The 13197-nt window shown below is 72.4% G+C and carries 13 protein-coding genes and 2 tRNA genes; 2 read left to right on the top strand and 13 right to left on the bottom strand.

All coding sequences use genetic code 11. The features are described 5' to 3' along the window. Positions 1-2: 2 nt before the first annotated feature. Positions 3-914, bottom strand: coding sequence for a class E sortase (locus tag ASG36_RS09320; RefSeq protein WP_235494793.1), 912 nt, complete (start codon positions 912-914; stop codon positions 3-5). Positions 915-1046: 132 nt separating this feature from the next. After that, positions 1047-1808, bottom strand: coding sequence for a DUF881 domain-containing protein (locus ASG36_RS09325; RefSeq protein WP_055763070.1), 762 nt, complete (start codon positions 1806-1808; stop codon positions 1047-1049). A 150-nt stretch (positions 1809-1958) separates the two neighbouring features. On the opposite strand from ASG36_RS09325, the gene crgA reads away from it, so the two are divergent. Then, positions 1959-2231 carry a cell division protein CrgA gene (gene crgA / locus ASG36_RS09330; protein WP_055763075.1) on the top strand — a complete coding sequence of 91 codons (273 nt, stop codon included), beginning with the start codon at positions 1959-1961 and terminating at the stop codon, positions 2229-2231. A 57-nt stretch (positions 2232-2288) separates the two neighbouring features. Here crgA and ASG36_RS09335 read toward each other — a convergent pair whose 3' ends face one another. Further along, a complete protein-coding gene (locus tag ASG36_RS09335) occupies positions 2289-3080 on the bottom strand; it encodes a CPBP family intramembrane glutamic endopeptidase (RefSeq protein WP_235494795.1) in 792 nt (263 codons plus the stop codon). Next, complete coding sequence (locus ASG36_RS09340; protein ID WP_055763078.1) at positions 3077-4021, bottom strand: NAD(P)H-binding protein; 945 nt, start codon at positions 4019-4021, stop codon at positions 3077-3079. The genes ASG36_RS09335 and ASG36_RS09340 overlap by 4 nt, the downstream gene beginning before the upstream one ends. Before the next feature lie 465 nt (positions 4022-4486). Between ASG36_RS09340 and ASG36_RS09345 the strand changes: the two genes are divergently transcribed. Beyond that, on the top strand, positions 4487-4891 hold the full coding sequence (locus ASG36_RS09345) for a PH domain-containing protein (protein ID WP_055763080.1): 405 nt from the start codon (positions 4487-4489) through the stop codon (positions 4889-4891). Here the strand turns inward: ASG36_RS09345 and ASG36_RS09350 are convergent. The 9 genes from ASG36_RS09350 to gyrB all read right to left on the bottom strand — a co-directional run bounded on the left by ASG36_RS09350 (position 4888) and on the right by gyrB (position 13167). Continuing rightward, positions 4888-5748, bottom strand: a complete 861-nt coding sequence (locus tag ASG36_RS09350; RefSeq protein ID WP_235494797.1) for a rhomboid family intramembrane serine protease — start codon at positions 5746-5748, stop codon at positions 4888-4890. The two genes, ASG36_RS09345 and ASG36_RS09350, sit on opposite strands and share 4 nt — an antisense overlap. A gap of 17 nt (positions 5749-5765) precedes the next feature. Further along, the gene (locus ASG36_RS09355) at positions 5766-6299 is read right to left on the bottom strand and encodes a peptidylprolyl isomerase (RefSeq protein ID WP_055763083.1); all 534 of its coding nucleotides are present in this window, start codon (positions 6297-6299) and stop codon (positions 5766-5768) included. A 40-nt stretch (positions 6300-6339) separates the two neighbouring features. After that, positions 6340-6906, bottom strand: coding sequence for a DUF2020 domain-containing protein (locus ASG36_RS09360; protein WP_055763086.1), 567 nt, complete (start codon positions 6904-6906; stop codon positions 6340-6342). Positions 6907-6958: 52 nt separating this feature from the next. Further along, positions 6959-7031 (bottom strand) — tRNA-Ala (locus ASG36_RS09365). A gap of 29 nt (positions 7032-7060) precedes the next feature. Further along, entirely contained in the window at positions 7061-7201 is a 141-nt protein-coding gene (locus ASG36_RS22315) for a DLW-39 family protein (protein WP_200944421.1), read from the bottom strand. 92 nt (positions 7202-7293) lie between these two features. Continuing rightward, positions 7294-7367: transfer RNA gene (locus ASG36_RS09370), tRNA-Ile, on the bottom strand. Positions 7368-7473: 106 nt separating this feature from the next. Further along, the gene (locus ASG36_RS22995) at positions 7474-8445 is read right to left on the bottom strand and encodes a DUF3566 domain-containing protein (RefSeq protein ID WP_082522977.1); all 972 of its coding nucleotides are present in this window, start codon (positions 8443-8445) and stop codon (positions 7474-7476) included. 157 nt (positions 8446-8602) lie between these two features. Further along, positions 8603-11071 carry a DNA gyrase subunit A gene (gene gyrA / locus ASG36_RS09380; protein WP_055763089.1) on the bottom strand — a complete coding sequence of 823 codons (2469 nt, stop codon included), beginning with the start codon at positions 11069-11071 and terminating at the stop codon, positions 8603-8605. Positions 11072-11118: 47 nt separating this feature from the next. After that, positions 11119-13167, bottom strand: a complete 2049-nt coding sequence (gene gyrB / locus ASG36_RS09385; protein ID WP_055763092.1) for a DNA topoisomerase (ATP-hydrolyzing) subunit B — start codon at positions 13165-13167, stop codon at positions 11119-11121. Positions 13168-13197: the final 30 nt, after the last annotated feature.

Raw genomic sequence — 13197 nt, forward strand, 5'->3', positions numbered from 1 at the left:
GCTCAGCTCTCCGTCAGGGCCGGGGGGCCGTCCGGGGCGTCGGTCTTGCTGACCGGTTCGCCGTCCAGCACCGCGTGCACGATGAGCCGCTCACGGGCGGAGAACTTGGGGTGGCAGGTCGTCAGCGTCAGGTAGGCGCCCGACGCCGGCCCGTCCAGCGGTCCGTTCGGGGTGGGGGCGATGACCGAGACGTCGCTGGGCAGCACGATCTGCTGGGACGGGATGCCGTTGGGGTCGTCGGGACCGACCACCCGGTAGGTGAACCAGGTGTCGGCGGTCTCGATGACGATCGGGTCGCCGGGCTCGAGCTGGTCCAGGTCGAGGAACGGCGACCCCTTGCCGACCCGGTGCCCGGCCAGGGCGAAGTTGCCCTGCTCGCCGGGCATCGCGGAGTCCACGTAGTGCCCCGGGCCCTCGACGAGCTCCTCCTCGTCGGTGCCCTCGAGCACCACCTTCACGTAGTCCTCGCCGAACGCGGGGATCCGGATGAACGCGAACCCCTGCCCGAGCGGCACCTCGGAGATCCCGCCGTCGGGCAGCGTGGGCACCGTCGGGTCCTCGGTCCAGTCCTCGCGCAGCTCCTGGCTCAGCTCGGTCTGCTTCCGGTCGCTGAACAGGTCGGTCACCCAGACCTCGTAGACGACGAACAGCAGGACAACGAGGCCGGCGGTGACCAGGAGCTGCCCCACGCCGCGGACGCCGGTGCGCACCAGGTCGCCGCGGGTGCGCTCGGGCCGGCGCACGGCGGCCGGGGACCCGTCGGACTCGGCGGGGGCATCCGCGTCGGCGGTGTCGACGGCGTCGTCGGCCCGGGGTGCGGGCACACCGGGCACACCGGGGACCAGCGGCTGCCAGGCCGTGGCGTCGTCGTTCCGGTCGTTCTCGTCTCGCTCGGCGGGCGTGTCGCCGTCCACGGGGGGCGTCGGGTCGGCGCGGTGGGAGTGTCGTCCGCGACGGTCCCCGCCGCTGGTGCTCTCGCCGTCCACTGTGGTCCCCCCGGGGCCGTCGGTCTGACCTGCGCCGACACCGCCCGGACGGAGCTGGGATCAGCCCACGGGTGTGGCGTGCTGCAGGTCCAGTGCGCCATCGTAGGCGGGCAGCGCCACGTCGCGGGCGTCCGTCACCCGGTAGGTGAGGCCGAACCGGTCGACCGCGGCCTGCAGCAACCGCACCTCGTAGGACCCGCGGAGCTCCTCGCGCATCGCGTCGGCGTCGCCGACGGCGGTCACCACGAAGGGCGGGGAGTAGGTGCGGCCCTGCAGCAGCAGGGTGTTGCCGACGCAGCGGACGGCGCTGGTGCCGATCAGCCGCTGGCCCATGATCGTCACGCCGTCGGCGCCTGCCGCCCACAGCGCGTTCACCACGCCCTGCACGTCGGACTGGTGGATGACCAGGTCGTCGGGCTCGGCGCCGCGGGGCAGCGTGCCGTCGGCGGTGGCCGGAGCGTCGTCGAGCACGATCTCCACGCCGGAGCCGGAGAGAGCGGTGAGACCGGCCGACTGCAGCCCGGCGTCGCCAGCGGCCTGCAGCGCAGCCACCTCGGAGTCCCGACCGGCCACCTCGTCCGTCAGCGCCTCGCTGCGGGCCTGCAGGGTGGACAGCTCGGCCTCCTGCCGGTCAGCCGCCGCCTGCAGCTGCTGGATCAGCCCGCCGAGCTGGGACACGTCCCCGGCCCGCAGGTCGGTGCCGCGCGCCGTCTGACCGGAGGTGGCGAACAGCAGCCCGGCCGCCAACGCAACCACCGGCACCAGCGCCGTCCACACGGTGCGCGGGGGACGCCCGCGACGACGGGTCTCGGCTCGCGTCACGGCACCTCCTCGGCAACGTCCTCGCACTCCCGGGCGGGCCGTAGCACCCCGGCCCGTGGCCGTCAGCTTAGGCTGGGTGGACGTCGTGGCCGGTGGAGCTCGTGCCCGGACACCCCTGCACGTGGAAGCGAAGCCCGAGGAGTCCGCGCAGTGCCCAAGTCCAAGGTGCGCAAGAAGTCGGTCTACACCCCGCCCGAGGGGGTGCTGCCGGCCAGTGCCGCCCGCGCCCGCGCAGCCCAGCCCAGCCCGCGGTGGTACGCCGGGGTGATGGTCGCGCTGATGGTGCTCGGCCTGGTGTGGATCGTCGTCTACTACGTCGCCGGTGACCAGATCCCGGTGATGGTGTCCCTGGGCGCCTGGAACTTCGCGATCGGCTTCGGCGCGATGGTCGCCGGGCTGGTCATGTCGATGCGCTGGCGCTGAGGCCCCCGCACCGCCGTCCGTCGGCCCCCTCCCCCGCGGGAGGGGGCCGTCGTCGTCTCAGGCGGTGGTGCCCGCGGGGCCCTCGTCGGCGGGCACCGGGGCGTTGATGCCGGGCTGGTCGTCGAACAACGCCGGCAGGTACCGCAGCATGAGCGTGGACCAGACCAGGTGGGTGAGCATCGGGGCCTGGATGCCGCCGGTGACCTTGCGCTGCCAGCCGAACAGCACGCCCATGACGACCGAGGCCAGCACCAGCGCCGGGTTGCGGGTGGCCGTGGTGGCCAGCCCGTAGACCGCGGTGGACTTCAGCACCGGGTGGGTGGTCCCGGCCGCGGCGTAGAGCGCCCCGCGGAAGAAGACCTCCTCGGCGGCCCCGTTGGCCAGCGTCGTCGTCGCCACCAGCGCGGGGTTGCCCTGGTGGGCGTAGCGCAGCACCCGGGTGACGGCGGCGTTGAGCACCGGGATCCGCCGGGCGACCAGGGCGGCGCTGTAGAACAGCCCGAACACGCCCACGCCGGTCACGACGGGGGTGATCACCGGGCGGTGCAGCACCTCGCGGGAGGATCGCATCCACCCCCGGTGCAGCGGCCCGGAGGCGATGCCCCCGGCCACCCACGTGCCCGCCACGGCCATCGTGAGGCCGTAGAACGCCTTGGAGTCCGGCTTCTGGGACAACGAGGTGCCCAGCAGGCCGGCGCCCACCACCGAGACGGCCGCGGTGACCCGCCGGCGGCGGCGGAAGGCCCGGTCGGACTCCCGGTGGTCGCGGGGCACCGGGTCGATCAGCCACGCCGGGGCGCGGGAGGTCACCTGACCCCAGATCCGGTCGGGCACCGAGGCGCGACTCACGAGCGGGCACCGCGGGCGAGCAGCCCCAGCCGCTTGCCCGGACCCGACGTCCGGCGCCGGTCGGCGGCGCGCTCACCGAGGGCGACCAGCACCGCCTGGTCGTAGTCCATCGGCTCGAAGGGCACGACCTTCCGGATGGCGTCGTCCTTCACGACCACCTCGTTGGTCATCGAGTCGATGAGCGAGCGGCCGGTCTGCACGTCGACGTCGGTCACCAGCGCCAGCCAGCGGGAGGACAGCTGCGGGCTCAGCAACGGCACCGGGAGCACGAACAGGTGCCGGCCCTGGATGTCGGCCACCCGGGTGAGCATCTCCAGGTACTCCAGCACGTCGGGCCCGCCGACCTCGAAGACCCGACCCTCGGCCTCGGGCGCCTCCAGCACGCCCACCAGGTAGCGGACGACGTCGGCGACGGCGATCGGCTGGGTCCGGGTGTGCACCCAGCGCGGGGTCACCATCGCCGGCAGGTGGGCCACCAGCTGGCGGGTCATCTCCCAGGAGACGCCGCCGTGGCCGACGACGATGCCGGCCCGCAGCACGGTCACCGGCACGCCGGCACCGCCCAGCAGGCGCTCGACCTCGCGGCGGCTGCGCAGGTGCGCCGACAGGTCGTCGGCGTCGTCCCCGAGGCCGCCCAGGTAGACGATCCGGCGGATCCCGGCGTCGGCGGCCGCCCGGCCGAAGGTGCGCGCGGCCGCGGCGTCCCGGTCCTGGAAGTCGGCGGCGTCCAGGCTGTGCACCAGGTAGTAGGCCGCCTCGCAGCCCTCCATCGCCCGGCGCAACGAGCCCTCGTCGGTCACGTCCCCGGCCACGGCCTCACCGGCGCCCTCGTAGGCATCGGGACGCCGGGTCATGGCCCGCACCCGGTGGCCTTCCTCGACCAGGGCCGACGTGAGTCGACCGCCCACGAAACCCGACGCACCCGTCACCAAGACCTGCATCGGCCCAGCGTCGCGGTTGTGCGCCCGCTCTGCCAGGCGAGGCGTGGGGTCGACTCGACGACCGGCCCGGCGGCCCGACCCGGGTGTGCACCGCTGTGCACAGGTCGACACGGGAGTCCACAGCGTGCCGGGACCGTCACCCCCAGGGTTGTCCACCGAGTGTGGATCCCGGGCTGCCTCCCCCGGGCCGCTGACCTGCATCGATGCGGACCGTGTGACGCACGGGGCGCACGACGCAACGGCGTAACTACACGTCTGTTCTTCTGTCCCCACCTGTGCACACGGGTGTGGAGAAGTCGACTCGACCGGTGCGGTGACCACGGTGCGAGAACGGTCACCCGCAGCTCGTCTACCCGGACGCGCCGCTGGTGAACCGGCAGTTCGTCCCGCGGGTCACCGTCGTCCCACCCGTCTCGGCGGTGAGCGTCCCGGCCCTGTGGACGAACCGCTTGCGACCATGGGGCCGTGCAGTGGTCCACACGTCTCGGGGAGACCGTCGGCGCCGTCGTCGTGGCGGCCGTGCTCGGAGCGGCCGCCCTGGTCGTCGACCCGGTCGGCGCCGTCCTGGTGGGGGGTGCGGCGCTGCTGCTGCTCGCCGTCGCCGTCCGGGACGTGGTGCGCGCCCCCCGGCTGTCGGCCGACGAGGCCGGTGTCGTCGTCCGCACGACCGCGGGCACGACGACGGTGCCGTGGGCCCGGCTGCGGACGCGGGTGCGGACGACCCGTCGGCTGGGCATGCGCACCACGACGCTGGAGCTGGAGGACACCGCCGAGGACACCGTGCTGCTGGTGCTCGGCCGGCGCGACCTCGGCATCGACCCGGAGCGGGTCGGTGCCGAGCTGCTGCGGCTGCGCCCGGCCGGGAGCTAGCGGAGTCCGCCGAAGACGAGCACCAGGAGGACCGCGACCAGCACGGCGGTCCCGCCGACGGCCAGTGCGGTGCGTCGCCGGGCCCACAGCAGGATCGCGGCCGTCGCGGCACCGGTGACCAGACCGCCGAGGTGCCCGAGCAGGGAGACCCCGGGCAGGAAGCTGATCACCAGGTTGATGGCGAGCAGGGTGAGCAGGCCGCGCAGGTCCTGCTTCTGCCGGACGAGGACCACGCCGAAGGCGCCGAGCAGCCCGTAGATGGCTCCGGAGGCCCCGACGACACCGCCGAGGTAGGCGCCGAACAGCTGCAGCGCGGCGGCTCCGCCGAGTGCGGCGACCAGGTAGACGGTCAGGTAGCGCGCCTTGCCCATCATGCGTTCGAGCTCGGAGCCGAACAGCAGGAGGGCGAGCATGTTCAGCGCGAGGTGCACCAGGCTGGCGTGGGTGAACGCGCTGGTGACCACCCGCCACCACTGGCCGTCGTCGACCAGCACCGGGGCGGTGAGCAGCGCGGACTGCAACGGGGAGGAGAAGGTGCGCAGCGGGCTGTTGCCGACGCTGATCGCCGAGACGGCGGTCGCGACGGCCACCGCGACGTTGAGCGCGACGAGGGTGACGGTGACGGTTCCCCAGCGGCGACCGGCGATCTGCAGGCCGGTGGTGCGCTTGGGCTGCCGGACGGTGCGCCGGGCGTCGGCGATCTCCTCGGGGCACTGGAAGCCCACCGAGGCGGGGTGCATGCACTCGGGGCAGATCGGCCGGCCGCAGCGGACGCAGGAGATCCGGGTCGGCCGGTCGGGGTGCCGGTAACAGGTGGTGGCCGGGGGCGCCGGCGGCTGCTCGCCGCCGGCGCCCACCGGGCCGTCGGGCGTGCTCAGCTGCGCTGCACCTCGACCGAGGTGATCACGACGTCCTCGAGGGGCTTGTCGCCACGCGCGGTCGGGACCTTGCCGATGGTGTCGACGACCTTGCGGGACGCGTCGTCGGCCACCTCGCCGAAGATCGTGTGCTTGTTGTTCAGGTGCGGGGTGTTCGTGGTGGTGATGAAGAACTGCGAGCCGTTGGTGCCCGGGCCGGCGTTGGCCATGGCGAGCAGGTAGGGCTTGGAGAACTGCAGGTCGGGGTGGAACTCGTCGCCGAAGCGGTAGCCGGGGCCACCGGTGCCCTGACCGAGCGGGTCGCCGCCCTGGATCATGAAGCCGTCGATGACGCGGTGGAAGATCGTGCCGTCGTAGAGCTTCTCGGTGGTCTTGGCCCGGGATCGGGGGTCGACCCACTCGCGGCTGCCCTCGGCGAGCTCGGCGAAGTTGGCGACGGTCTTGGGGGCGTGGTCCGGGAACAGGTCCACGGTGATGTCGCCGTGGTTGGTGTGCAGGACTGCGCGCCGTGCAGGAGTCGATTCGGTCACCCGCCCATCGTCCCACCTCCCGGCGGCGCCGACGACCCGGTCAGAGGACGGCGACGACGGCCTGGGCCAGCTCCCGGGCCTGCAGGCTGGACGCCTGGTTGATGGTGACCACGACGACCAGGGTCCCGTCGGCCACCGCCAGCACGGTCCCGCCGTCGGTGCTGGCGATCCCGCCGCCGTCGGCGATGTCGTCGACCGCGGTGCCGCCGATGCCCGCGACCCGCTGCACCGCGGCGGTCTGCGCGGCGATCGCGTCGGTGACCTGGCTGACCTCGACGGTCGCCGCGGCCTCGTCGTTGGGCTTGAGGAAGGTGCAGGTGGGCGGGGGACCACCGGGGACGCCGGTGGTGGTGACCGTGGGGGTCTGCTGGCCGACGGTGTCCTGGACGGTGGCGGTGTCCAGGTAGGGGCAGTCCTGCTCGACGGTCTCCGGGGTGGGCGCGACGGTCGTCGTCGGCGCGGCCGCCGTGGTCGTCGCCGACCCCGGGGCGGCCGTCGACGCGCTGGTGGGGGCGGCGACCGGCTCCTCGGCGCTGCCGCAGCCGGTGAGGACGACGGACAGCGCGACGGCGATCGCGGCCGGGGCCGCGCGGTGGAGGGTGCGCACGCGGTGAGTCTGGCTCATCCCGGGCAGGGCCGGCGGGAGGTGGTGCGGTGGGTGGAGACGAGGGGAATCGAACCCCTGACCCCCGCCTTGCAAAGGCGGTGCTCTACCAATTGAGCTACGTCCCCGGTGCGGTGCGCACGGTACCGCGATGGGTCTAGCGGGTGGGTGTGCTGACCGCCTCGGGCCCGCTGGTGGCCTCGGCCCAGAGGCCGGTGTCGCCGCGGGCGGCGGAGCGCTTGCGGACCGCGACCAGGGCCGCGACGGCCAGCGCTGCGCCGGCGAGGGTCTTCAGCACGGGTGGGGACCTCCTCGACGAGTCGGCTCCCGCGGCTGCGGGGTGACCGGTGTCCGTCGCGGCGCCGGGAGGGCCCCACGGCGGTGCACGGGTGGGCCTGGGAGGACTTGAACCTCCGGCCTCATCCTTATCAGGGATGCGCTCTAACCGTCTGAGCTACAGGCCCGTGAACCTCGGAAAGCATACGTGACGCCCCTCGACGGGATGGAACGGCCCCCTCGCAGGGTCCCGGCCCGCGCGGAGCGTGGGTCGGGGGGCGAGGGGGTCCTTCCTCAGTCGCGCTCGGAGAGCGTGACCTCCAGGCCACCGACGAGGTCGGAGCACAGGTTGTAGATGAACGTCCCGACGGTGCACAGCGCGGTGAACAGCACGATGTTGACCGCGCCGATGACCGCGGCGCCACCGAAGACGATGCCGGGGGTGATGACGTCGGCGGGTGCGCCGTCGGTCACCCCGGCGGTGGAGCCGAGCTGGCCGATGAGGTCGTTGACGGTGGTGAAGACACCCAGGCCGTTGAGCACGCCGTAGAGCACGCCGACGGCGACCATCCAGACGAAGAACAGCGCGATCGCCAGGACCAGCGAGATCTTCAGCGCCGACCACACGTCGATGTGCCGCAGCTGCAGCCGGGCCCGGCGGGGTCCGCGGCCGCCCTTGGTCTTGGTGGTGCCCGAGGACTCGCCGGAGCTCCCGGAACCGCTGTTGCCGGACCCACCGGTGGGTCGTCCGGGACCGCCCGGGCCGGTGCCCCCGCCACCACCGGTGCCGGTGGCCGGGGCGGCTGCGGCCGGGGTGACCCGGGCTGCCGCGGGGCGCTCGGCGGCCGGGGCGCGGCCGCCCTGCGCGGAGGAGGTCCGGGTGGCGGCTGCGCCGACGGCGGCACCAGCGGCACCAGCGGCTGCGGCCCGGGCGGCGGGCTGCTTCGGGGGGGCCTGCTTGGGCGGGGTCGCCTTGGGCGCCGGCGGCGCGGCGGGGGGCGTGACCGCCGGCTGCTGGGCCGTGGCCGGCTGGGGCGCCGGCGCGGGGAGGGTGGCGGCCTTCGTCGTCCCACCCTGGTCGGCGGGACGGGCCGGGGTGGCACCGCCCCAGCCGGGGGCGGTCGTGGGGGCCGACGGCCTGCCCGCGGCCGAGGAACCGGTCGGGGCCGCGGGGGCCGCCCCGTTCGCCGGCGTCGCCTGCGTGCCCGGTCCCTGCGACGGCCGTCCGGCGTCGTCGCGGACCGAGCCCTGTGTCCGGTCGCTCATGCCGTACTCCCGTCCCCGGGCGACTCTCGTCGCCCCCTCGCACTCGACACGCTCCCGGGCGGGAGGGCGTCGGTGCATCGGTCAGTCCCGTGCGCGCTCCAGACAGGCCGGGGCCGGACTGGTGAGTCCGGCCCCGGGTCTGGCATCACGCCTCAGCCTAGGCGTCGGGCTCGTCGTTGTCCGTCGTGCGGGCGATCGCCACGATCGTCACGTCCTCCGGCAAGTTCATGAGCTTGACGCCCATGGTCGCGCGGTCCTTGTTGTGCCGGACCCCGTTGACCGGGGTGCGGATGACGCCGCCGGTGGAGGTGATGGCGTAGAGCTCGTCGCCGAGCACCACCGACAGGGCCCCGACCAGCACGCCCTTGCGGGACTTGGGGTCGGCGGTGAGCACGCCCTTGCCGCCGCGGTTCTGCTCGGGGTAGTTCTCGATCCCGGTGCGCTTGGCGTAGCCGCCCTCGGTGGCCACCAGGACGTCGACGCCCTCGGTCACCACGATCATCGACAGCAGCCGGTCGTCGTCGGACAGCGAGATGCCGCGCACGCCCTCGGTGGCCCGGCCCATCGGCCGCAGCTGGGCGTCGTCGGCCTTGAAGCAGATGCTCATCGCCCGGCTGGTGACCAGCAGCAGGTTCTGCTCCGGGTCGATCAGCGAGGCCCCGACCAGCTCGTCGCCGTCGCGCAGGTTGATCGCGATGACGCCGCCGCTGCGCGGGGAGTCGAAGTCGGCCAGCCGGGTCTTCTTCACCTGGCCGTTCGCCGTGGCCAGCACCAGGTACGGCGCGACCGCGTAGTCCTTGATCTGGATGACCTGGGCGATCTTCTCGTCGGGCTGGAAGGCCAGGATGTTGGCCACGTGGGCACCGCGCGCGGTCCGGGCGGCCTCGGGCAGCTCGTAGGCCTTGGCCCGGTAGACCCGGCCCTTGTTGGTGAAGAACAGGATCCAGTCGTGGGTGGAGCCCACGAAGAACTGCTGGATCAGGTCGTCCTGCTTCAGCGTGGCGCCCATGACGCCCTTGCCGCCGCGGCGCTGGGACCGGTACAGGTCGGCCTTGGTGCGCTTGGCGTAGCCGGTGCGGGTGATCGTGACGACCACCTGCTCCTCGGCGATGAGGTCCTCCATGGACACGTCGCCGTCGTGGGCGATGAAGTTGGTCCGCCGGTCGTCGCCGTACTTGTCGACGATCTCCTTGAGCTCGTCGCGGACGATCTGCCGCTGACGCTCGGGGGAGTCCAGGATCGCCTGCAGCTCGGCGATGCGGGCCTCGATCTCGGCCAGCTCGTCGATGATCCGCTGGCGCTCCAGGGCGGCCAGGCGGCGCAGCTGCAGGTCCAGGATGCTCAGCGCCTGGACCTCGTCGACGTCGAGCAGGTCCATCAGACCGGTGCGGGCGGTCTCGGCGGACTCGCTGGCCCGGATGAGGGCGATCACCGCGTCGAGCTGGTCCAGCGCCTTGGCCCAGCCGCGCAGGATGTGCGCGCGCTCCTCGGCCTTGCGCAGCCGGTAGCGGGTGCGCCGCTGGATGACCTCGACCTGGTGGGCGACCCAGTAGCGGATCAGCTCGTCCAGCCGCAGCGTGCGGGGCACCCCGTCGACGATGGAGAGCATGTTGCAGCCGAACGTCGTCTGCAGCTGGGTGTGCTTGTAGAGGTTGTTCAGCACGACCTTGGCGACGGCGTCGCGGCGCAGGGTGATGACCAGCCGGCGACCCACCCGGTCGGAGGACTCGTCGGCGATCTCGGAGATCCCCTGCAGCCGGCCGTCGCGCACGCCCTCGGCGATGGACTCGGCCAGGTTGTCGGGGTTGACCTGGTAGGGCAGCTCGGTGACGACCAGCTGCACCCGGCCCCGGCTGTCCTCCTCCACGGCGACGACGGCGCGCATGCGCACCGAGCCGCGACCGGTCCGGTAGGCGTCCTCGATGCCGTCCCGGCCTACGATGAGGCCGTGGGTCGGGAAGTCCGGGCCCTTGACCACGGCCATGCACGCGGCCAGGGCCTCCTCGGCCGGGGCCGTGGGGTTGTCCAGCATCCAGTAGACGGCGTCCGCCACCTCGCGCAGGTTGTGCGGGGGCATGTTGGTCGCCATCCCGACCGCGATCCCGGCCGAGCCGTTGACCAGCAGGTTCGGGATGCGCCCCGGCAGGACCAGGGGCTCCATGTTCTTGCCGTCGTAGTTGGGCTGGAAGTCGACGGTGTCCTCGCCGATGTCGGCGAGCATCTCCATCGCCAGCGGCGTCAGCCGGGCCTCGGTGTAGCGCATCGCGGCGGCCGGGTCGTTGCCCGGGGAGCCGAAGTTGCCCTGGCCGTCGATCAGCGGGTACCGCATCGACCACGGCTGGGCCAGCCGCACGAGGGCGTCGTAGATCGACGAGTCCCCGTGCGGGTGGTAGTTGCCCATCACCTCACCGACGACGCGGGCGCACTTGACGGTGGCCCGGTCGGGGCGGAAGCCCTGGTCGTACATCGCGAAGAGGACGCGGCGGTGCACGGGCTTGAGCCCGTCACGCACCTCGGGCAGCGCTCGACCGACGATGACGCTCATCGCGTAGTCGATGTAGCTGCGCTGCATCTCCTCCTGCAGGTCGACCGGCTCAATGCGGTCGCGGCTGGGGGTCTCCGTCACGGTTCAGTTCTCCACAAGTCGATGCACAGCGGGGGACAAACGCCAGGTCACACGTCGAGGAAGCGGACGTCCTTGGCGTTGCGGGTGATGAAGGACCGCCGTGCCTCGACGTCCTCGCCCATCAGGATGCTGAAGAGCTCGTCGGCGGCGGCCGCGTCGTCCAGGGTGACCAGCGAGAGGATCCGGGACTCCGGGTTCATCGTGGTCTCCCACAGCTCCTTGGCGTCCATCTCGCCCAGGCCCTTGAAGCGCTGGATCGCGTCCTCCTTGGGCAGCTTGCGGCCCTCGGCGGCCCGGGCCTTGAGCAGGGCGTCGCGCTCGGCGTCGGTGTAGACGTACTCGTCGCCGAGCTTGGCGCCCCACTTGATCTTGTACAGCGGCGGGTTGGCCAGGTAGACGTAGCCGGCCTCGACCAGCGGGCGCATGAAGCGGAACAGCAGGGTCAGCAGCAGCGTCCGGATGTGCTGGCCGTCGACGTCGGCGTCCGCCATCAGGATGATCTTGTGGTAGCGGAGCTTGGCGATGTCGAACTCGTCGTGGATGCCGGTGCCGAAGGCGGTGATCATCGCCTGGACCTCGGTGTTCTTCAGCACCCGGTCGATGCGCGCCTTCTCGACGTTGATGATCTTGCCGCGGATGGGCAGGATCGCCTGGTACATCGAGTCGCGGCCGGACTTGGCCGAACCGCCGGCCGAGTCGCCCTCCACGATGTAGACCTCGGAGTTGCGCGGGTCGGTGGAGCGGCAGTCGGCGAGCTTGCCCGGCAGGCCGGTGGAGTTCAGCGGGCTCTTGCGGGCCAGCTTGCGGGCGTCCTGCGCGGCGCGGCGGGCGCGGGCGGCCGAGCTGGCCTTGGTGATGATGGTCTTGGCCTCGCCGGGGTTGGCCTCGAACCAGTGGCTGATCTGCTCGTTGCAGGTCTTCTGCACGAAGCCCTTGACCTCGGTGTTGCCCAGCTTGGTCTTGGTCTGGCCCTCGAACTGCGGGTCGCCGAGCTTCACCGAGACGATCGCGGCCAGGCCCTCGCGGATGTCCTCACCGGTCAGCTTGTCCTCGGGCTTGTCCTTGAGGATCTTCTTGTCCACCGCGTAGCGGTTGACGATCGAGGTCAGCGCCGCGCGGAAGCCCTCCTCGTGGGTGCCGCCCTCGTGGGTGTTGATCACGTTGGCGAACGTGTGCACCGACTCGGAGTACGCGCTGGACCACTGCATCGCGACGTCGACGCTCATGGCCATGTCGTTCTTGCCGACGCCCTCGGCGCCGAAGCTGACGATGGACTTGTGGATGGCGTCCTTCTTGGCGTTCAGGTGCGCCACGTAGTCGGCCAGGCCACCGTCGTACTTGTAGGTCACCTCGGTCGGCTCGAAGGGCTTGCCGTCCTCGACAGCGGGCTCGGCGGCCAGGGTCAGGATGTCCTCGGCGGCGGCCTCGGCCTCGACCTGCGTGCGGCGCTCGTCGCGCAGCTTGATGGTCAGGCCCTTGTTCAGGAACGCCATCTCCTGCAGCCGACGGCGGATCGTGTCGTAGTCGTAGACCGTGGTCTCGAAGATCGACCCGTCGGACCAGAAGGTGATCGAGGTGCCGCGCCGCTCGGTGGGGCCGACCTCCTCGAGCGGGCCGGGCACGGTGTCGCGGTAGCGCTGGTGGTACTCCATGCCGTTGCGCCAGATGGTCACGTCCACCTCGGTGGACAGTGCGTTGACCACGGTGACGCCGACGCCGTGCAGACCGCCGGAGACGCCGTAGGACTTGCCGTCGAACTTGCCGCCGGCGTGCAGGATCGTCATGACGACCTCGACGGTGGGCCGCTTCTCCACCGGGTGGATGTCGACCGGGATGCCACGGCCGTTGTCCACGACCCGCACGCCGCCGTCGTCGAGCAGGGTGACCTCGACGGTGTCGCAGAAGCCGGCCAGCGCCTCGTCCACGGCGTTGTCCACGACCTCCTGCACCATGTGGTGCAGGCCGCGGATGCCGGTGGAGCCGATGTACATGCCGGGGCGCTTGCGGACCGCCTCGAGCCCCTCGAGGACGGTGATCGAGCTGCCGGAGTAGGCGTTCTGCTGCTCCTGGGACTCAGTGCTGGGTCGAGCGACCACGTGGGGCCCTTCTCTCGCGCGACGCCGCAC

The sequence above is a fragment of the Geodermatophilus sp. Leaf369 genome (genome assembly GCF_001424455.1).
GTDB lineage: Bacteria > Actinomycetota > Actinomycetes > Mycobacteriales > Geodermatophilaceae > Klenkia.